Source organism: Nocardia cyriacigeorgica NBRC 100375, assembly GCF_000308555.1.
Taxonomy (GTDB): Bacteria; Actinomycetota; Actinomycetes; order Mycobacteriales; family Mycobacteriaceae; genus Nocardia; species Nocardia cyriacigeorgica.
In genome coordinates, this window is the sequence record NZ_BAFY01000219.1 from 1 (window position 1) to 18,716 (window position 18,716).

An 18,716-nucleotide genomic window follows, 5' to 3' on the forward strand; every position below is an offset into this window, starting at 1 on the left:
CCAGCACCGATTCGTACTCACGCGCTGCCTCGACCGAAACCTCTTGCAGCAGTTCGGCGTCCACCGCACCACGCACGTCCACGTACTGCGCCACGTTGATCGGCACCTGCGGATCGAGGAGCTGGGCGTACCAGACCCCGAGCTGCGCGGGTGCGAGCGGGAACCGGGCCGGCGCGGATGATCGCGCCTCGGTATGCAGCGATTCCTGCTTCCGTGCGCTGGGTCCACCCAACTCCGTACCGTGCACCAGAGCCTCCTCGAATGGCGAATTAACGGCTGGCCGAATGCTTTTGGGCAGCACGAATAAGCCTGCGCATCGGGGTCGGAGTCCCGGGCGCCGGCGGCTACCGCATGAGGTGTCGGCGAATCACACGCGCCGCTCGGATGGGGCGGTCGCGTGGTTCGTCAGATGTGCGTGAACTGGAATCGGTGACCGGGGGCCACCGCCGTGCCGTCCGGAGCCGGCTCTTCAGGGCCGGATTTCCGGGACGGGAACGAAATGCCTAGCTAGTGATCTTTCCTCCAACTTGACTGCCGTCACGGATTCGATAACGGCGGTATGTCAGCTACGTCACATGGATGTCATCCACGTATTGCGAACACTAGGCCAGGTCTAAATAAAAAGGAACTAATTGCTCTAAAAAAGCCGGACGAACGTCCAGATACCCCCAGGTGCGACCGGATCCGGGCAGCTTTCCACCCGCGAGCAGCTGACCCTCGCGCATGTGAGCTATCGCACTTTCAGATGGGCAGACTATGAGCCGAAACGTTGCATCTGCGTTGCATCCGCGCCCAGCCGCCGATCCAGCACCCGGATCTTGGCCTCGATCTGGGCGAACAGCGGCGAATCGCGATCGACGGTGGCTCGATAGGCGACCCACGCCGCGGCGTCGTCGCGCCCCTCGGCCGTGGCGGTCCAGCGTCGCAGCGCCGCTGGATCCCGCGAATCCAGCACCGAGGTCCGCAGCCGGACCCGCAGCTCATCGCGCAGATCGACGATGCCCGGCGCGTTCGAGCGCGGCAGCACCGGTCCGGCGTACAACCGCAAGGCCGCGTCCACGTCGCCGGAGTCCAGCGCCGCGCGCAGGAAATCGATATCGGTGGCCACCGGCACCCGCAGCCGGTACGGCCGGGAACCGAACACCTCGGGGCCGACCACCGTGCGCAGCCGGGACATGGCCGCGCGGATGGTGCCGTTGTCCAGGTCGGTGTCGTCGAGCAGCAGGGCGAGATGGTCGGCGCCGAGCCCTTCGGGGTGCTCGGTGAGCAGCAGCAGGATCTCGGCATGACGTTGCGACAGCGGCACCCGCTTACCGGCGATACTCAGCTGCGGCTGGCCGAGACCGAGCACGTCCAGCCCGAGCCGGCCGCGGTCCGGTGCGGCCTCCAGTCGTTCGCGCGCCCCGGCCGGTGCGTGCCGGTCGGCGCGCATGGCCGTCAGCAGCAGATCCATTTCCGCCGCCGTGGCCGCCGCCTTCACCAGGGCCAGGATCTCCGGCCGGGCCACCCGGACACCACCGGCGATCATCAGCACGCCGACGAGCCGGCCGTCCGGATCGTGCACGGGGGCGGCGGCGCCGGTGAGCTGATGCAGGCGGTGCAGGAAATGTTCGGGGCCGTGGATCCAGGCGGCGCGTCCGGTGCGCACGACCATGCCGACGGCATTGGTGCCGATGCGGCGCTCGCTCAGGTCGTCACCGGCGCGCACGCCGATCTCGGCGGCGGCACTGATGCGCTCGGCGTCACCATGCACCGACAGCACCCGGCCGAACTGGTCGGCCACCACCACGATCAGCCCGGTCCGGGCGGCGTCCTCGACGAGCAGCTTGTCGATCAACGGCATCAGGGCGGCCATCGGATGGGCGTCGCGGTAGCGCTGCAGATCGGCGCCGCGCAGCCCGCGGCCGTCGACGACGTCCATCGGATCGATCCCACCGCGAACACTGCGCAACCACGATTCGAGCACCGCGGGGCGCAACAGACCGGCGAGCCGGGACAGCCGTTCACCACCGGCAGCGAGATATCCATGCGCTTGAGCGGCATAAGCTTCCAGTGCACCGAGCTGCGTGCCGGGTTCTACTCCATGCCGCGAGGGGCGACCACCCGCAAGATTGCTGACCATTTGCCTTTCACCTACGACAAACTGTACCGGCGGGTACCGGCAACGACCGGCGGATGATCAGGTTTGTCCGCCAGGTCACATACGTCACGCCCGTCCCGTGAGTGTGAGCCACGTAGCAGCCGCGGCCGCCCGGTCAGCCGGTCAGCAGTTCGGCGGCGCGCTCGCCGATCAGCACCGCCGTCGCCTGCGGTCCGCGGCCCAGCGGCACCGGGGCTATGGACAGGTCGGCCACCGCCAGACCGTCGATGCCGTGCACCCGGCAGCGGGCATCCACCACGGCGCGTTCGTCGGACGCGGCGCCCATCCGGCAGGTGCCCGACAGATGTTGCGAGGTGGCCAGGTGCGCGGTCAGCCATGCGTCGGAGACCGTGTCCGGAATCGGCTCGCCCGGAACCGCCGCCATCGCGTCCAGGATCTGCGCCGACAATCGCACGGCCGCGCGCAGCCGGTCCCGGTCCAGCCGCTGTTCCAGGTAGCGCTGATCGATCCACGGCGGGTCCGCCGGATCGGCCGAGCGCAGCCGCAGCTCACCGCTGCCGTGCGGGCGCATCAAGGCGAGCGCGAACTGGCGGAATCCGGGCCGGAAAGCCATGGTGTACGGCCGCATTTCGATATCGCCCAGCTCGAGCACGTATTCGAGCACCGGGCTGCGGCGCTCGGGCGCGTCGTGCCGGTAGTCGATGCCGATCTCGGGATGGTCGGTGCACCATGCACCGACCGGCAACGCCTGCACCACGGCAATGCCGAGCGCGCGCAGCCGGGCCGGATCGCCGATGCCCGAACGCAGCAGCAGCGCGGCCGATTCGATCGCGCCCGCGCACAGCACGATCCGATCGGCCGCGATGAACTCGGCGACGCCCGCGCGCAGGCATTCCACGCCGATCGCCCTGCTGCCGCGGAACCGGATCCGCAAGGCAGTCGTTTCGGCCGACACGGTGAGGTTTGGCCGGCCGAGCGCGGGCAGCAGATAAGCCTGTGCGCTGCCGACGCGCACGGTCGTGCCGTCGCGGTGCTCGACATTGGCGGGCACCGGGCCGAAGCCGGTGTCCGGCACGTCGGGGGCGTTCAAGTCCGGGATCTCGCCGAACCCGGACGCCGCGGCCGCCGCGACGAACGCCTCGGTGAGCGGGGTCAGGATGGCCGGGCGACGCACCGGGATGGGCCCGTCGGCGCCGTGCCCGGGTTGTGCGCCGAAGTCGTGATCGTGTTCCAGACGGCGCATCGGCGCGAGCAGCTCGTCGTAAGTCCAGCCGTCCGTGCCGATCTCACGGTGCCACGCGGCGAAATCGGCGGCGGGCGCGCGCACGAAATAGCAGCCGTTGACCGAGCCCGACCCGCCGATCACCCGGCCGCGCACGGTGGGGCCGGTGGTGGTCGCGGTCAACTGGATCGGGTAGTGCCACAGCAGCGCCTGATCGCCGAGGGGCAGCACGGTGGCATCGCGCAAGCCGGGCGGAAACGCCTCGGGCGCCGACCACATCGGCCCCGCCTCCAGCACCCGCACCCGATGATCCGGATCGGCGCTCAGCCGGGCGGCGAGCACACAGCCCGCGCTGCCACCGCCGACGATCAGCGTGTCAGCCATCCGGTGCCGCCGACGCTCAGCGCGGCGGTGCGGTGGGCTTGAGCGCTTCGATACTGCGCGCCCGCCACGCGCCCAGCCACAGGCCGGTGCCGTAGGCGAGGTCGTCGATGCGGCGGAAGGCGATGTAGCGCAACGGGTCGAGCCCGCCGGCGTCGCGGTGGGTGAACCAGTCGGCCAGGCCGTCGGCCAGCGCCATCGTCACCGCGATGCGCCGGATCCGGCGCGAGGCCACCATGGCGATCACGGTGACCGGCCAATAGTGCCTGCACATCGCCGAGGCCAGCCTCCAGAGTCCGGCGAAGAATCCGCGGGCCAGGTAGATCGCGGCGATCCGGGTGGGATTGTCGAGTTCGCCGAACACGCGGCGCAATCGGCCCAGCGCGGCCACCAGCGTGAGCACGCCGCCGACGAAACCCCACCGGGTGAGCGTGCCGAACAGCACCGCCGCCAGCATGGTCCACGACGGCACCGACAGCGGCGAGACCATGCCCGCGTGCCGGGCGCCCAGCGGGGCGGCGCCGGTGCCGTAGAACATCTTCCGGTTGAACCAGGCCCGGAACGAGACCCGGTGATCGTGGGCGACGTGCGCGGCCGGCTCGTAGCGCAGCCGCCAGCCGGCCCGCTCCAGCCGCCAGCACAGGTCGACGTCCTCGGCGACGTGCATCGACTCGTCGAACCCGCCCTCGGCCAGCAGCGCTCCGCGCCGCACCAGCAGCGCCGCGCTCGGCACGTACGACACCATCCCGCGCGACTGCACCGCCGATTCGCGCCGGCCCAGATCCAGCGAGGACCGGGTGTGTTCGTAGCGGGCCAGCGCGTTGGACTCCGGGTCCAGCGCGACGATCCGCGGCGCCACCAGCGCGACCTCCGGATCGCTGAAATGGCCGAGCATCACCTCGAGCCAGCCGCTGCGCGGCACCACATCCGAATCCAGGAACGCCACGAACTCGGTTGCCGCCGCCCGCAATCCGGCATTGCGCGCCGCCGCCGGGCCCAGGGCGCGCTCGTGGCGCAGCACGCTGACCTGGCAGCGGCCGTCGGCCACCGGCGGCACCCGCACCGGCTGATCGGAGCCGTCGTCGACGACGATGACGTTGTGCCCGCGCAGCGCGGCCAGCAGCCGGACCAGACCCTCGGCATTGTTGTGCAGCGGCACGATGACGGTGACGTCCTCGGGTGAGGGCAACAGCCGCGGGCGCGGGTTGGCCACCCCGGAATCGAGCAGCCGCCTGGCAACGACGGCGGACTTCGGGCCGTTGACCTCGAGGTACCCGTCGCCGATCATTTCGGCGGCTTCCGGGGCAAGGCGCAGCAACCTCGCGGGTGTTCCTCCGATCAGGATGCGTCCCCCGGAGTATGCGCGTACCCGTGGATCGATCCGCACCCCGAATCCGTCGGGAAGGCGATCATGGCGCATTCCTGGCATGTTAGACGGAGTTCGCTCGGCTGACATCAACAGTCGCGAAACACGCAACCAGTTCCGGAGTATTTCGCGTGGTAGGCCCGGTAACCGACAGGATCTGCGTTGCTGAAGGATCGCTGGGCGAGTCTTCGCTTCGACGGCAACCGAATGGCAATCGCGTACCGCGCGGTCGGCGCGCGAGCCCCGCGGGACCCGCGCACCGATTCCGGCTAACGCCGCGCGGCTACCCCAGCGGGCTTTCGTCACAAGCCCGCGAGGGCCGCCGCGGCGGCGTGGTCAAGGTGAGCGGAACGGGCCCGGATTTGCGGCCACCGGAACGCCGCGGGGCACTGCGCCGCGAATGATCCACCGACGACCGCGGCACCACCCGGCCGGCGTCGGCGAGCGCCGCCGCACCGTAGCCCTGCACGCACTCCGGGTCCGGTCCGTCGGCGGGCAGGCCGGTGAAGAACTTCGCCGCCATGCAGCCACCGCGGCACGCATCGTAATGCGCACACGACGAGCAGGCGCCGCCGCCGGAGAGTTCGCGCAACTGCCCGAACAGCTCCGATTCGCGCCACACGCTCGCGAAACCACCGTCGGACACCACGTTTCCGGCGTGGAAGCGGTCGTGAATCGCGAACGGGCAGGCGTAGACGTCACCCACCGGGTCGACCAGGCACACCACCCGGCCGGCCCCGCACATGTTCAACCCGGGCAGCGCCTCGCCGAAGGCCGAGAGGTGGAAGAACGAGTCGCCGGTGAGCACCCCCTCGCCATTGCGCAGCAGCCATTCGTAGAGCTCGCGCTGCTGTTCGGGCAGCGGGTGCAGCTCGTCCCACACGTCGGCGCCACGGCCGGACGGACGCAACCGCGTCAATCGCAACGTGGCGCCGTAGCGATCGGCGATCTCCCGGAACTGGTCGAGCTGGGCGATATTGTGCCGGGTCGCCACCACCGACAGCTTGGCGTCCTTGAACCCCGCCGCGGCAAGGTTTTCCAGCGCCCGGATGGCCATGTCGTAGGACCCCGGCCCGCGCACCGCGTCGTTGACCGCGGCGTCGGCGCCGTCGAGCGAGATCTGCACGTCCACATAGTCACTGGCGGCCAGCCGCGCGGCGACCTCCGGCGTGATCCGAACACCGTTGGTGGAGAACTTGACTCCGACCTGGTGCGCGGTGGCGTAGTCGACCAGCTCCCAGAAGTCCGGGCGCACCGTCGGTTCGCCGCCGCCGATATTGACGTAGAAGATCTGCATGCGCTGGAACTCGTCGATGAGCGCCTTGCACTGTTCGGTGCTCAGTTCGCGCGGATCGCGCCGCCCCGACGACGACAGGCAGTGCACGCAGGACAGGTTGCACGCGTAGGTGAGTTCCCAGGTCAGGCAGATCGGTGCGGCCAGGCCGGATTCGAAGCGATCCACCAGCCGCACGGCGCGGTCGTCGGCGGTGGCGAAGGTCATCGGCTCTGGCGGCGCGGCCAGCGGTGCGGAATCGGGCGCGCCGACGATCATCTGCGAATCGGCCAGCTGCGCCAGCGCTTTCGCATACGGTGCGGCGGCCGCGTCATCGATGCCCGCGGCCCTCATAGCCGTGCGGACCGACGGCTGAGCGGGCAGTGACCGCACGATCTCGACGATCCTGGGGTTCTTCAGAAACGACAGCTTCCGCGTGCCGAAGTGATACAGCAACGCGCCGAACGGTTCCGGCCGCAGGGCGACTCGCGGATGCAGTTGCCAGCGGGTATCGAGATCGAGCATGGTCACCGCTCCTCTCAGCTCAGTAGACGCCGCACATACCGTCGATGGAGACCTCTTCGATGAGCGATTCCTCCACCAGCGGTGTGTCCTCGGCCGAGCGCTGCGCGACGGCCGCGATCGGGCCGCGGTTGTCGGTGTCGGCGGGTCCGTTGAGCCCCTGATCCGGCATGGCTACCTCCACTCTGTTGGCACTGTGGTCGCGGCCACAGGTGTAGCCGCGCTCACACACCATAACGTCATGAACTGACAAAAAGAAGCCGTTTCGGCTGACGAACCGACAGCGCCGGACCGGAGCCCTCTAAACTTTCCGGTGGCAAGCAGCTGAACAGGACGTGACGGGCCCACGCGCCCGCGGTGGTAGAGGTGGCATGGGAGTCGGGCGAACGCAGGCCAGCGGGGGCGGTAATACCCTCTCCGAATCAGAGATCGTCGAGGCCGCACTGAGAGTGGTCCGCGCCGACGGCGTGGACAAGCTCTCGATGCGCCGACTATCGCGCGAACTGGGCGTTTCGCCGATGGCCCCGTACTACTACGTGGCCGATAAGCGGGAGCTACTCGATCTGGTGGCCACGGCCGCACTGGCGGGTGTGCGCAAGCCGCCGCCGGAGTCGGGCCCGTGGCAGCAGCGGCTGCGTGAACTCATCGACCAGATCGATGAGAAACTACGCAAGCACCCCGGCCTCGGCGATGTGCTGATCGAGCAGATGCTCGGCAAGCAGCTCGACATCATCGCCGCGGTGATGGAGATCCTGTTCGACGCGGGATTCAGCGATCGCAACGTGCTGGCCGCCTACGCGACCATCCACACCTTCCTGTTCGGTCGCAGCCGGGTGAACCCGCGTGACCGGTCGGTGCTGACCGATGTCACGTTGCCCGATGCGGTGGCCCGCGCCACCAAATACATGCCCGACCTGCGCGGCAAGTATTCGTACGACTTCGGCATGGGCGTGCTGATCGCCGGGCTGGAAGCCCAGCTTGTCGAGCAGCCCGATCCCGACGTACGATAAAACTGAAACACGTTCTAGTTTTGCCATCCGGTACCGGATCGGCCGCGCACACGTTCGAGAGGACGCCATGACCACCGTCGAAGTTCCACACGGCTCACGATCGGTCGTGCTGCGGGTAGCCGCGGTCATCGCCGAGACCGCCGACACCTGCTCGCTGGTCTTCGACGTGCCCGAGGAGCTGCGCGAACGCTTCCAGTACCAGCCGGGCCAGTTCCTGACCCTGCGTATCCCCAGCGACCTGACCGGCTCGGTCGCGCGCTGCTATTCGCTGGCCAGCTCGCCCTACACCGACGACCGGCCCAAGGTCACCGTCAAGCGCACCGAAGGCGGCTACGGCTCCAACTGGCTCTGCGACAACATCACCGCGGGCTCCGAGATCGAGGTGCTGCCGCCGTCGGGCGTGTTCACCCCGAAGGACCTGGACGAGGACCTGCTGCTGTTCGGCGCGGGCAGCGGCATCACCCCGGTCATGTCGATCCTGAAATCGGCACTGGCCCGCGGCACCGGCAAGATCGTGCTGGTCTACGCCAACCGCGATCCGGGATCGGTGATCTTCGCCGCCGAACTGCGCGAACTCGCCGACAAGGAGCCGCAGCGGCTGACCGTCATCCACTGGCTGGAACCGCTGCAAGGCCTGCCCACCGCCGACGCACTCGCCGGCCTGGTCCGCCCCTACACCGGCTACCGCGCCTTCATGTGCGGCCCGCGCCCGTTCATGGACCGCGTGCACGACGCGCTGGCCCAACTCGACGTCCCGCGCAACCGCACCCACGCCGAGGTCTTCAACTCCCTCGCCGGTGACCCGTTCGCCGATCAGGCGCCGGTGGAGGTCAGCGACGAGGAAGCCGCCGACGCCGCCACCGTCGAGGTGGAACTCGACGGCGAGGTGCACGAACTACGCTGGCCGCGCAAGCAGACCCTGGTCGACATCATGCTGTCCAAGGGCCTCGACGTCCCCTACTCCTGCCAGGAAGGCGAATGCGGCTCCTGCGCCTGCACCGTCCTGGAAGGCAAAGTCGAAATGGCGAACGCCGAAATCCTCGACCCCGAGGACATCGAAAACGGCTACATCCTCGGCTGCCAGGCGCGGCCGGTCACCGATCATCTGAAGATCCAGTTCTGAGTGCCGGCTACCGCATCGCGCGGTAGCGGGCCCGGCTCTCCGGATCCAGATGTTCGGTGGCGTAACTCAATGCGGTGCGCCCCATCTGCGCCGCATGCCGGTCCAGGAAGTCGGTCAGCAGCTGCCGGTCGACGCGCTTGCCCACCTCGCGCAGCATCCAGCCGAGCGCTTTCTGGATGAGATCGTGCCGGTCGCCGAGTAGCCGCTCGGCGACCGCGAACGTGGTCGACGCGTCGCCGGCCTTGATGAAGGCGAACGTGGACAGCAACGCGACCCGTCGCTCCCACAACGCCTCCGAATCGGCCAGCTCGAGCAGCAGATCGTGCGGTTTGTCGAGCAGCCAGGGCCCGACGATCCGCTCGGCCGAGACGTCGACCAGATCCCAGTTGTTCACCCGGCCGCGTCGCACCGCGTCCAGGTAGAACCGCACCATCTCGGCGCGGGCGGCCTCGTCGAAGGTGCGTGGTTTCGACGCCTTCGCGAAGCGGTTGTTCAGGATGATCAGAGCCGCCAGCCGCTCCTCGTGTACGGGGCTGTCGAGCAGCACGCCGATCTCGGAGAGCGGCAGCGCGGCAAAGCGTTTGGCGACGGAACGGGTGGCGGGAACGCGCACGCCGATGAAGACGTCGCCCTCACCGTACTCGCCCGGCCCGGTTTTGAAGAACCGTTGCAGGTGCACGGCATCGGCCGGGTCGGCGTGTTCGGCGAGCGCGGCCCGCACCTGCTCGGCGGTGGGGTTCTCGGTCATCAGCCGGCCTCCCGGTCGCGGTTGCCGAACGGTCAATCCGTCGCGCCGAGCGCCCGTCCGGGTTCGAAAGCGGCAGCGGCCGCGGGCAGTTCGCCGGGGCGGCCGCTGTTGAACACCTGCACCGTACCGTTGCCGGTGCTCGGCCGGCCCAGGGCATCCATGCGCCGGATCGTCTGCGCGGCAACGGCTTGGGCGCTGTCGAACAGCCGCACGCCGTCCGGCAACGCGGCCACGATGCTGTCCACCACCAGCGGATAGTGGGTGCAGCCGAGAACCACGCCCTCCACATCGTCGGGAGTCTGCTCGGCCGCCGCCTCGATCGCCGCGCGGGCGGCCACCAGATCGCCGGCGTCGATCGCATCGGCCAGGCCGTGGCAGGCCACGCCGGTGACGGTCGCCTCGCCGCCGAAGCGGGCGATGAGGTCGGCTTGATAGCGGCTCGCGGTGGTAGCCGCGGTGGCCCAGACCGCCACCGAGCGGCAGGCGGCCGCGGCGGGTTTGATCGCGGGCACGGTGCCGATCACCGGAATGTCCGGGCCGACGTCCGCGCGGACGTGGTCGAGGGCGGTCACGCTGGCGGTATTGCACGGCAGCACGATCACCTCCGCGCCCATCGTCAACGAGGCGCGCGCTGTCGCGACCACCCGCTCGATCACCCAGTCCTCGGGTTTGGGCCCCCACGGCGCGCCATCGGGATCCAGCTGCAACACCAGATCCACATCCGGCCGCAGCTTGCGCAGCCATGCCGCTGTCGGCAGCGAGCCGAGACCGGAATCGATGAGCGCGACGATCACACCCCTAAAGGTATTAGCCCGCGTCGAGCAGCTCCGCCACCGGGGCACCTGCCGCGATCTTCGCCCTGGTCTTCATCACCTTGGCGGTCATCCCGGCGCCGACCACGCCGGTGAGCGTGCCATCCTGGGCGTAGTAGACCAGGAACTTGCGGCCGTCGTCGGAGACGATGTGTATCTCGTCAGCGGGCCCCGGCGTGCCCAGGGCCTGGATCTTCACGTCGTACTGATCGCTCCAGAAGTAGGGCACCCGCGCCGCGGTCGGCGGTTCGGCGCCCAGCAGCGCGCAGGCCAGCAGTTTCGCCGGCTCACCCGCATTGGTCCAATGCTCGACGCGGGTGCGCGCACCGTCGTCGTGCAGCCAGGCCGCGACATCGCCCACGGCCCACACGCCCGGCGCCGAGGTACGCCCGACCTCGTCGGCGAGCACGCCGCCACCGGCCGACGGTTCGGCCAGCTCGATACCGGATTCGGCCAGCCACTCGGTGACCGGCCGCGATCCGACCCCGATCACCACCAGATCCGCCGCCACCTCGGACCCATCGGTCAGCAGCGCGCCGCGTACCCGGCCGGCGTCGTCGGCCAGCAGCGAATCGACGCCGATACCGCAGCGCAGATCCACGCCTTCGTCCCGGTGCATCCGCGCCACCAGGGCACCGACCTTTTCGCCGAGCACCGAGGCCAGCGGCGTCGGCTGCGGCTCCACCAGCACCACCGGCACACCACAGGCGCGGAAACTGGCGGCCACCTCGCAGCCGATGAAGCCGGCGCCGATGACGAGCGCGGTGGTGGCCTCGCCGACCTCGGCGCGCAGGGCGGTGGCGTCGTCGTGGTCGCGCAGCACGTGCACACCGTCGAGGTCGGGCAGGCCGGGGAGTTTGCGCGGGCGCAGTCCGGTGGCGATGATCAGGTCGCTGTAGTCGAGGACGGAGCCGTCGGCCAGCCGCACCCGGCGGGCCTCGGTGTCGAGCCCGACCGCCTCGTGATTCAGGCGCAGATCGATCTTCTTCTCGGTGAAGAATTCCGCGGGCCGCAGCGTGGTGTCGTCGGTTTCGCCGCGCACGAACTGCTTGGACAGCGGCGGACGATCGTACGGCGGCCGGGATTCGGCGCCGAGCAGGATCAGCTCGCCCTCATACCCCGCGCGGCGCAACTCCTCCGCGGTGCGCAAGCCGGCCAGACCGGCCCCCACGATCACGATCGGCGCAGCAGTCATGCCCGCAATCCCTTCCTCCGGGCCGTGCGTCCGGCCACTCACTGACGACAGTCCACCCTAACGTCCGCTTGGTCGGTGCGGTTGTGAGGGCAGTCACCTTTACCGTGCCATCGATTGCCACGCAATCGTGTCCATTCCTATATCGACCGGGCGGTCAATCAGGTCTATACCGAGGTCAGGACAGATTTTCGGGTCTGTCCGCACCAGCAAATGCAAGGAGGCATTTATGTTCACCGAAAGCCGTGCGCAAGATTTCCTGGCCGTAGTGCTGGGCGTCTTCGCCGCACTCTCACCGCTATGGGTGGAGACCAACGATCGGGCCATGTGGTCGTTGATCGTGCTCGGTGTGCTCATCGCACTGACCGGTCTGGCGCAGATGTACCGAGCTGAGATGGCCTCCGCCGATTACGCGATGGGCCTGTTCGGCGTGCTGATGTTCCTGTCCCCGTGGGTCATGGACTTCAGCGGCTTCAGTGGCGCATCCTGGACCGCATGGGTGGTCGGGGTCGTGACGGTAGTGGTCGCGGTGGCAGCGTTGCCGGCGGTGTCGGGCCGGTTGCACGGTATGGCTCCGCATCACTGACGGATATGACCAGACCCCGTCGAGCCGGGCGTCGCCGCAGCGCGAAAACCGACGGCGACGCCCGTCAACTCATCCTGGACGCGGCCGAGAAGCTGTTCGCCGCACAGGGTTTCGACGGCACCCCGACGGCGGCCATCGCCGCGACCGCCGGTGTGCCCAAGGGGCTGGTTTTCTACTATTTCCCCACCAAGAACTCGATTCTGTCGGCGCTGATGGCCGAACGTGTGCCACCGCAGCCGATCAACGACATCGGCGCCGTCGTCGCACCCGGCGATCCGGTGGCCAGTCTGGTCAATCTCGATGCGGCGCTGAATCTTCGCGACCATCACTCCTCGGTGCTGCGGGTGATCATGTGGCGCGAGGCCGACACCCACCCCGACGTCCGCCGCCAGCTACGTCAGCTGCGCGATCAACTCCTCGACGTCACCGCCCGCGTCCTCCAGGCCAGCGCACCCACCCCGGTCCGCCCCGGCACCCTGCGCGCCTGCGCCGCCGCCTGGGTCTCGGCCATGTTCGCCATAGCCAGCACCGACCGGCTGCACGCCCTCGACGGCGTCCCCCTCCCCTCGGCCGAGGAGATCCTCAACGTGGCCCAGGTGGTCGCGGCGGGCATGACGCAATTGGGTTGACCTCGATCGATGGCTCGCCGAGACGACCGAGGCTGCGTCTCCTCGGCGCCGCCGCGTGGTAGCAATACCTGCCATGCAGGTTATCCAGCGTTTGATAACCGGCGCGCTCGTCGGCGCCTCTGCGGTTCTGCTGGCCGGGACGGCTACCGCCCCGGCGTTACCTCGCTACCCTGCGGCCGACCCGGATCCCTTCTACTCCCAGCCGGCCGACCTTGCCTCCTACCAGCCCGGTGACGTGCTCGCGGTGCGGCGGCTGCCGCCACTGCTGACCTTCCCTGGCACCACGCTGACGCTGGTCAAATTCCGCTCCACGAATTCGCGCGGGCTGCCCATCGCGGCCACCACCACGGTCTTGACCCCGCCGGGTCATCGGCCGGATGGTCCGCTGCTGTCCTACCAGCACATCATCAACGGGCTGGGCCCGCGCTGCGCGATCTCGCGGGTGCTCTACACCGCCGACCCGAATCTGCAGGTGCGCGAGGCGGTCGCGTTGAATGTGCTGCTGCTGCGCGGCTGGAGCATCGCGCTGCCGGATCACCTCGGCCCGACCTTCGCCTACGGTGCGGCCCGGCTCGGCGGGCAGATCACCCTCGACGGAATCCGTGCCGCCCAACGTGTTCCGGAGCTCGCGGTGCAGCACAGCCCGGTCGCGATGGCCGGCTATTCCGGCGGCGGCATGGCCACGGCCTGGGCGGCGGCGCTCGCACCCACCTACGCACCGGAGCTGAAACTGGCCGGCGCCGCGGCAGGCGGGGTGCCGGCGAATCTGGTGCGGATGCTGGAAGCGTTGCAGTTCAACCCGCATCCGGGATTCGGACTGGTGATGGCGGCGGGCATCGGGCTCGAACGCGAATACCCGGACCGGTTCCCGATCAGCGATCACCTCAACCCGACCGGTCTGGCGGCCCGCGACCAGATGGCCAACGGGTGCACCAACGAGATCATCGCCACCGGCGCCGGCCGCAGCGTCCGCGATTACGCCAGCAACACCTCGCTCATGTACGACGCCGACGCCCGCGCGGTCGTCGAAGAGAACAGCCTCGAACTCTTCGACGGCATCCCGAATATGCCCATCTTCGAATGGCATTCACCCACCGACCCGCTCATCCCGATCGACTCCATCGTCGCCACCAACCGGCGCTACTGCGCAGCGGGCGTACCGGTGCAAGCCGAGCTGACGGCGTCACCGGAGCATCTGTCGGCGGCGGTGCTCGGCGTGCCGAGCATGGTGGCGTGGCTGGATGCGCGATTCCGCGGCGAACCGGCACCGAGCAACTGCTGACTGGCCGAAACCGCCGAAAAACATCCACTGCGGTAAGAATGACCCCATGGATGCCGATTACAACGGTCTCGGAGATGGACTTCGCGCGCGCCAGGAGGGTTTTCACCGCACCGAACGGGAGCCGGCCGAACCGGCCGTCGCCATGGCTGCCGGGCTGACGGGAGCGGACACGAACAGCAACGGGGCGATCACCAACGGGTCGCTGCCCACCCGGACGGCCGCGCAGCCCTCCGCTTTCGACTGGTCCCCGGCTCCGTTGCCGCCCATGCCGGAACCGCGGCGCTCGGCCCCCGCGCCGGAACCCGAGCCCACCCAGGGCATCGGACTGACCGGCGTGGACAATGCGGCGAGCACGCCCGCCCCGGCGCCGCCGGCGGCCGAAACCCCCGCTCCCGCAACGCCGGAACCGGAAGAACCCGCCCCGGCACCGGCCCCGCGCCAGCCGATCCCCTCACGCCGCGCGGCCCGCGCCGCCGCCGAAGCCGAGGCCCCCGCCGAACCCGAACTCCCCCTGCCGAACCCCGACGGCGGCGTCGACCTGCACCGCATCATGCGACTACTGCTGGCCAGCGACGAACTCAACGCCCTGGCCACCAAGGCCGAATCCGGCACCCTCTCCCCCGAGGAAGTCGTGCGAACCGCCCGCCGCACCCGCGCCGCCGCGGTCGAGGTGATCTCCGCCTGGTACGGCGGCTCCACCCAGATGGTGAAGTTCGCCCAGGCACTGTTACAGGCCGCCGGCGAATCGGACTGAGAAGTCCTGGCCGCACCGGCCGGCCGTAAAGATCTCGCGAAAGACAAAACGGCGCCGCTCCTTTCGGAGCGGCGCCGTTTCGGCTGGTACGTCAGATCACTTGATGATCTTGGTGACGCGACCGGCGCCGACGGTGCGGCCACCTTCGCGGATCGCGAAGCGCAGGCCCTCGTCCATGGCGACCGGCTGGATCAGCTTGACCGACATCTCGGTGTTGTCACCGGGCATGACCATCTCGGTGCCCTCGGGCAGGGTCACAACGCCCGTCACGTCAGTGGTACGGAAGTAGAACTGCGGACGGTAGTTGTTGAAGAACGGGGTGTGGCGGCCACCCTCGTCCTTGGACAGGATGTAGGCCTGGCCCTCGAACTCGGTGTGCGGGGTGGTGGTGCCCGGCTTCACGACGACCTGGCCGCGCTCCACGTCCTCGCGCTTGATGCCACGAACCAGCAGACCGACGTTGTCGCCCGCCTGGCCCTGGTCGAGCAGCTTGCGGAACATCTCGATACCGGTGACCGTGGTCTTGGTCTTCTCCGGGCGGATGCCGACGATCTCGACTTCCTCGTTCACGTTGATCACGCCACGCTCGACGCGACCGGTGACGACGGTGCCACGACCGGTGATGGTGAAGACGTCCTCGACGGGCATCAGGAACGGCTTGTCGGTCTCACGCACCGGGTCCGGGATGGACTCGTCGACAGCGTTCATGAGCTCGACGACCGAGTCGACCCACTTCTGGTCGCCCTCGAGCGCCTTCAGGCCGGAGACGCGGACGACGGGGGCGTCCTCGTCGAACTCCTGCGAGGCCAGCAGCTCGCGGACCTCCATCTCGACGAGCTCGAGGATCTCCTCGTCGTCGACCATGTCCGACTTGTTCAGCGCGACCAGGATGTAGGGCACGCCGACCTGACGGGCGAGCAGCACGTGCTCGCGGGTCTGCGGCATCGGGCCGTCGGTGGCGGCGACCACGAGGATGGCGCCGTCCATCTGCGCCGCACCGGTGATCATGTTCTTGATGTAGTCGGCGTGACCCGGGGCGTCGACGTGCGCGTAGTGGCGCTTCTCGGTCTGGTACTCGACGTGGGAGATGTTGATCGTGATACCACGAGCCTTCTCCTCAGGCGCCTTGTCGATCTGGTCGAAAGCGAAGCTCTCGTTCAGATCCGGGTACTTGTCAGCCAGCACCTTGGTGATCGCTGCAGTCAGCGTGGTCTTGCCGTGGTCGACGTGACCGATGGTGCCGATGTTGACGTGCGGCTTCGTCCGCTCGAACTTCGCCTTCGCCACTGTGGTGTCCTCCTGGACTTGTTGGTGCGTGCAGTTGCAGCAGTGCGGTTTTTACTTACAGGGGTCGTGCAGACGCCCGGCCGATGGGGCAGGACAGGTGTCCTGCCCCGTCGTACTACTCGCCGGTCGCCTTGGCGATGATCTCCTTCGACACGTTGGCCGGAACCTCCGCGTACGAATCGAACACCATGGAGTAGTTCGCCCGGCCCTGGGTCTTCGACCGCAGGTCACCGATGTAGCCGAACATCTCCGAGAGCGGAACCAGCGCCTTGACGACACGGGCACCACTGCGTTCCTCCATGGCCTGGATCTGGCCACGGCGGGAGTTCAGGTCGCCGATCACATCGCCCATGTAGTCCTCGGGCGTGATGACCTCGACCGCCATGAGCGGTTCGAGGATCACCGGACCGGCCTTCTTGGCCGCTTCCTTCAGGGCCTGCGAGCCGGCGATCTTGAACGCCATCTCCGAGGAGTCGACGTCATGGTACGCGCCGTCGAGCAGAGTCACCTTCAGGTTGACCAGCGGGTAACCGGCGAGCACACCGTACTGCATGGCGTCCTGCGCACCGGCGTCGACCGATGGGATGTACTCGCGCGGCACGCGGCCACCGGTGACCTTGTTCTCGAACTCGTAGGTCGCGCCGTCCTCGCCGACGAACGGCTCGACCGCGATGATGACCTTCGCGAACTGACCGGAGCCACCGGTCTGCTTCTTGTGCGTGAATTCGAGCTTCTCGACCGGACGGGTGATCGTCTCGCGGTAGGCCACCTGCGGCTTACCGACGTTCGCCTCGACCTTGAACTCGCGCTTCATCCGGTCGACGAGGATGTCCAGGTGCAGCTCGCCCATGCCGCCGATGACGGTCTGGCCGGTCTCCTGGTCCAGCTTCACCGAGAAGGTCGGGTCTTCTTCCGACAGCTTCTGGATGGCGGTGCCGAGCTTCTCCTGGTCGGACTTGGTCTTGGGCTCGATGGAGACCTCGATGACCGGGTCCGGGAAGGTCATGGACTCGAGCACGATCTGGTTGTTCGGATCGCACAGGGTGTCACCGGTGGTGGTGTCCTTGAGGCCGATGACCGCGTAGATGTGGCCGGCGGAGACCACGGGAACCGGGTTCTCCTTGTTGGAGTGCATCTGGAACAGCTTGCCCAGGCGCTCCTTCTTGCCCTTGGTCGCGTTGATGACCTGGGCGCCGGAGTCGACCTTGCCGGAGTACACGCGGATGTAGGTCAGCTTGCCGAAGAACGGGTGCACCGCGATCTTGAACGCCAGGGCCGCGAACGGCTCGTCGGCGCTCGGCTTGCGGGAGATGACCTCTTCCTCGTTGCCTGGGACGTGACCCTGCACGGACTCGACGTCCAGCGGCGAGGGCAGGTAGTCCACAACGGCGTCGAGCATGGGCTGCACGCCCTTGTTCTTGAACGCCGAACCACACAGCACGGGGTAGAGCTCGGAGCTGACGGTCATCTTGCGGATGGCGCCCTTGATCTCATCGATCGTGAGCTCTTCGCCACCGAAGAACTTCTCCAGCAGCGCCTCGTCCGACTCGGCGACGGTCTCGAGCAGCTCCTGACGGTACTGCTCGGCCTTCTCCTTCAGGTCGGCCGGGATTTCCTGGACCTCGTACTTCTCACCGAGCTTGGTCTCGCCGGTCCACACCTTGGCGTTCATCTCGACCAGGTCGACGATGCCCTCGAAGGTGTCCTCCGCGCCGATCGGCAGCTGGATGACCAGCGGCTTCGCGCCGAGGCGGTCCTTGATGGTCTGCACGGTGAAGTAGAAGTCCGCACCGAGCTTGTCCATCTTGTTGACGAAGCAGATGCGCGGCACGTCGTACTTGTCGGCCTGACGCCACACCTGCTCGGACTGCGGCTCGACACCTTCCTTGCCGTCGAAGACGGCGACGGCGCCGTCGAGCACGCGCAGCGAACGCTCCACCTCGACGGTGAAGTCCACGTGGCCCGGGGTGTCGATGATGTTGATCTGGTTCTGGTTCCAGAAACACGTCACCGCCGCGGAGGTGATGGTGATGCCGCGTTCCTGTTCCTGTTCCATCCAGTCGGTGGTCGAGGCACCGTCGTGGGTCTCACCGATCTTGTAGTTCACACCGGTGTAGAACAGGATTCGTTCGGTTGTCGTCGTCTTGCCCGCATCGATGTGGGCCATGATGCCGATGTTGCGGACCTTGTTCAGGTCGGTGAGCACGTCCTGTGCCACGGAAATCTTCCCCGCTCTGCTTCGTTAGCGATCAGCTAGTTGGGATTCTCGGGGACGACCGGGGAGGTCGTCTCTATGTCAACGCCGGAAGCGGCACCGAAGTGCCGCCCCGGGCGAATCGACTGGGCATGTTCGGAGCCCTGCGTGGTGACGACCAGCTGCCGCCTCCGGGCTTGACCTCACATGCCGTGATACCTGCCGACCCCACCA

At 68.2% G+C, this 18,716-nt stretch carries 17 protein-coding genes; 6 read left to right on the forward strand and 11 right to left on the reverse strand.

Going from position 1 to position 18,716, the window contains the following annotated elements:
• The 6 genes from RJ05_RS22470 to mftA all read right to left on the reverse strand — a co-directional run.
• A partial coding sequence (locus RJ05_RS22470; protein WP_156090847.1) for a hypothetical protein occupies positions 1-247 on the reverse strand: 247 nt, incomplete at its 3' end.
• Positions 248-754: 507 nt separating this feature from the next.
• Positions 755-2,122 (reverse strand): GAF domain-containing protein, encoded by a 1,368-nt coding sequence (locus RJ05_RS22475; protein ID WP_036540376.1) that lies wholly within the window; start codon positions 2,120-2,122, stop codon positions 755-757.
• 133 nt (positions 2,123-2,255) lie between these two features.
• Positions 2,256-3,707: a mycofactocin dehydrogenase MftG gene (gene mftG / locus RJ05_RS22480; RefSeq protein ID WP_036540378.1), complete on the reverse strand. Its 1,452-nt coding sequence runs from the start codon at positions 3,705-3,707 to the stop codon at positions 2,256-2,258.
• A 16-nt stretch (positions 3,708-3,723) separates the two neighbouring features.
• Complete coding sequence (gene mftF / locus RJ05_RS22485; RefSeq protein WP_036540380.1) at positions 3,724-5,124, reverse strand: mycofactocin biosynthesis glycosyltransferase MftF; 1,401 nt, start codon at positions 5,122-5,124, stop codon at positions 3,724-3,726.
• A 229-nt stretch (positions 5,125-5,353) separates the two neighbouring features.
• Positions 5,354-6,868 (reverse strand): mycofactocin radical SAM maturase, encoded by a 1,515-nt coding sequence (gene mftC / locus RJ05_RS22490; protein ID WP_081597484.1) that lies wholly within the window; start codon positions 6,866-6,868, stop codon positions 5,354-5,356.
• Positions 6,869-6,887: 19 nt separating this feature from the next.
• Positions 6,888-6,986, reverse strand: coding sequence for a mycofactocin precursor MftA (gene mftA / locus RJ05_RS22495; protein WP_197731646.1), 99 nt, complete (start codon positions 6,984-6,986; stop codon positions 6,888-6,890).
• A 250-nt stretch (positions 6,987-7,236) separates the two neighbouring features.
• On the opposite strand from mftA, the gene mftR2 reads away from it, so the two are divergent.
• Both mftR2 and RJ05_RS22505 read left to right on the forward strand, forming a co-directional pair.
• The gene (mftR2, locus tag RJ05_RS22500) at positions 7,237-7,875 is read left to right on the forward strand and encodes a mycofactocin system transcriptional regulator MftR2 (protein ID WP_051016818.1); all 639 of its coding nucleotides are present in this window, start codon (positions 7,237-7,239) and stop codon (positions 7,873-7,875) included.
• A gap of 67 nt (positions 7,876-7,942) precedes the next feature.
• On the forward strand, positions 7,943-8,998 hold the full coding sequence (locus RJ05_RS22505; protein WP_036540385.1) for a ferredoxin--NADP reductase: 1,056 nt from the start codon (positions 7,943-7,945) through the stop codon (positions 8,996-8,998).
• 7 nt (positions 8,999-9,005) lie between these two features.
• On the opposite strand, the gene RJ05_RS22510 is transcribed toward RJ05_RS22505, so the two are convergent.
• The 3 genes from RJ05_RS22510 to RJ05_RS22520 are packed head-to-tail and all read right to left on the reverse strand — an operon-like array spanning position 9,006 to position 11,753.
• Positions 9,006-9,746 carry a DNA alkylation repair protein gene (locus RJ05_RS22510; protein WP_036540386.1) on the reverse strand — a complete coding sequence of 247 codons (741 nt, stop codon included), beginning with the start codon at positions 9,744-9,746 and terminating at the stop codon, positions 9,006-9,008.
• Positions 9,747-9,778: 32 nt separating this feature from the next.
• Positions 9,779-10,540, reverse strand: coding sequence for a glutamate racemase (locus RJ05_RS22515; protein WP_014353058.1), 762 nt, complete (start codon positions 10,538-10,540; stop codon positions 9,779-9,781).
• 13 nt (positions 10,541-10,553) lie between these two features.
• Entirely contained in the window at positions 10,554-11,753 is a 1,200-nt protein-coding gene (locus RJ05_RS22520; protein ID WP_036540388.1) for an NAD(P)/FAD-dependent oxidoreductase, read from the reverse strand.
• A gap of 226 nt (positions 11,754-11,979) precedes the next feature.
• Between RJ05_RS22520 and RJ05_RS22525 the strand changes: the two genes are divergently transcribed.
• The 4 genes from RJ05_RS22525 to RJ05_RS22540 all read left to right on the forward strand — a co-directional run bounded on the left by RJ05_RS22525 (position 11,980) and on the right by RJ05_RS22540 (position 15,001).
• A complete protein-coding gene (locus tag RJ05_RS22525) occupies positions 11,980-12,336 on the forward strand; it encodes an SPW repeat domain-containing protein (RefSeq protein ID WP_014353056.1) in 357 nt (118 codons plus the stop codon).
• Between the two features lie 5 nt (positions 12,337-12,341).
• Positions 12,342-12,965 carry a TetR/AcrR family transcriptional regulator gene (locus RJ05_RS22530; RefSeq protein ID WP_036540390.1) on the forward strand — a complete coding sequence of 208 codons (624 nt, stop codon included), beginning with the start codon at positions 12,342-12,344 and terminating at the stop codon, positions 12,963-12,965.
• A 73-nt stretch (positions 12,966-13,038) separates the two neighbouring features.
• Entirely contained in the window at positions 13,039-14,247 is a 1,209-nt protein-coding gene (locus RJ05_RS22535) for a lipase family protein (protein WP_036540393.1), read from the forward strand.
• Between the two features lie 46 nt (positions 14,248-14,293).
• Positions 14,294-15,001, forward strand: coding sequence for a hypothetical protein (locus RJ05_RS22540; protein WP_036540394.1), 708 nt, complete (start codon positions 14,294-14,296; stop codon positions 14,999-15,001).
• A 96-nt stretch (positions 15,002-15,097) separates the two neighbouring features.
• Here RJ05_RS22540 and tuf read toward each other — a convergent pair whose 3' ends face one another.
• The gene (gene tuf, locus RJ05_RS22545) at positions 15,098-16,288 is read right to left on the reverse strand and encodes an elongation factor Tu (protein WP_014353061.1); all 1,191 of its coding nucleotides are present in this window, start codon (positions 16,286-16,288) and stop codon (positions 15,098-15,100) included.
• A 115-nt stretch (positions 16,289-16,403) separates the two neighbouring features.
• A complete protein-coding gene (gene fusA / locus RJ05_RS22550) occupies positions 16,404-18,506 on the reverse strand; it encodes an elongation factor G (protein WP_036540397.1) in 2,103 nt (700 codons plus the stop codon).
• Between the last annotated feature and the right edge of the window lie 210 nt (positions 18,507-18,716).

Coding starts and splice junctions, on each gene's coding strand:
- RJ05_RS22520 (WP_036540388.1), bottom strand. CDS start 11,753: ATGACTGCTGCGCCGATCGTGATCGTGGGGGCCGGTCTGGCCGGCTTG.
- RJ05_RS22510 (WP_036540386.1), bottom strand. CDS start 9,746: ATGACCGAGAACCCCACCGCCGAGCAGGTGCGGGCCGCGCTCGCCGAA.
- mftR2 (WP_051016818.1), top strand. CDS start 7,237: ATGGGAGTCGGGCGAACGCAGGCCAGCGGGGGCGGTAATACCCTCTCC.
- RJ05_RS22505 (WP_036540385.1), top strand. CDS start 7,943: ATGACCACCGTCGAAGTTCCACACGGCTCACGATCGGTCGTGCTGCGG.
- mftG (WP_036540378.1), bottom strand. CDS start 3,707: ATGGCTGACACGCTGATCGTCGGCGGTGGCAGCGCGGGCTGTGTGCTC.
- mftC (WP_081597484.1), bottom strand. CDS start 6,868: ATGCTCGATCTCGATACCCGCTGGCAACTGCATCCGCGAGTCGCCCTG.
- RJ05_RS22530 (WP_036540390.1), top strand. CDS start 12,342: ATGACCAGACCCCGTCGAGCCGGGCGTCGCCGCAGCGCGAAAACCGAC.
- RJ05_RS22475 (WP_036540376.1), bottom strand. CDS start 2,122: ATGGTCAGCAATCTTGCGGGTGGTCGCCCCTCGCGGCATGGAGTAGAA.
- RJ05_RS22535 (WP_036540393.1), top strand. CDS start 13,039: ATGCAGGTTATCCAGCGTTTGATAACCGGCGCGCTCGTCGGCGCCTCT.
- RJ05_RS22525 (WP_014353056.1), top strand. CDS start 11,980: ATGTTCACCGAAAGCCGTGCGCAAGATTTCCTGGCCGTAGTGCTGGGC.
- RJ05_RS22540 (WP_036540394.1), top strand. CDS start 14,294: ATGGATGCCGATTACAACGGTCTCGGAGATGGACTTCGCGCGCGCCAG.
- mftF (WP_036540380.1), bottom strand. CDS start 5,124: ATGCGCCATGATCGCCTTCCCGACGGATTCGGGGTGCGGATCGATCCA.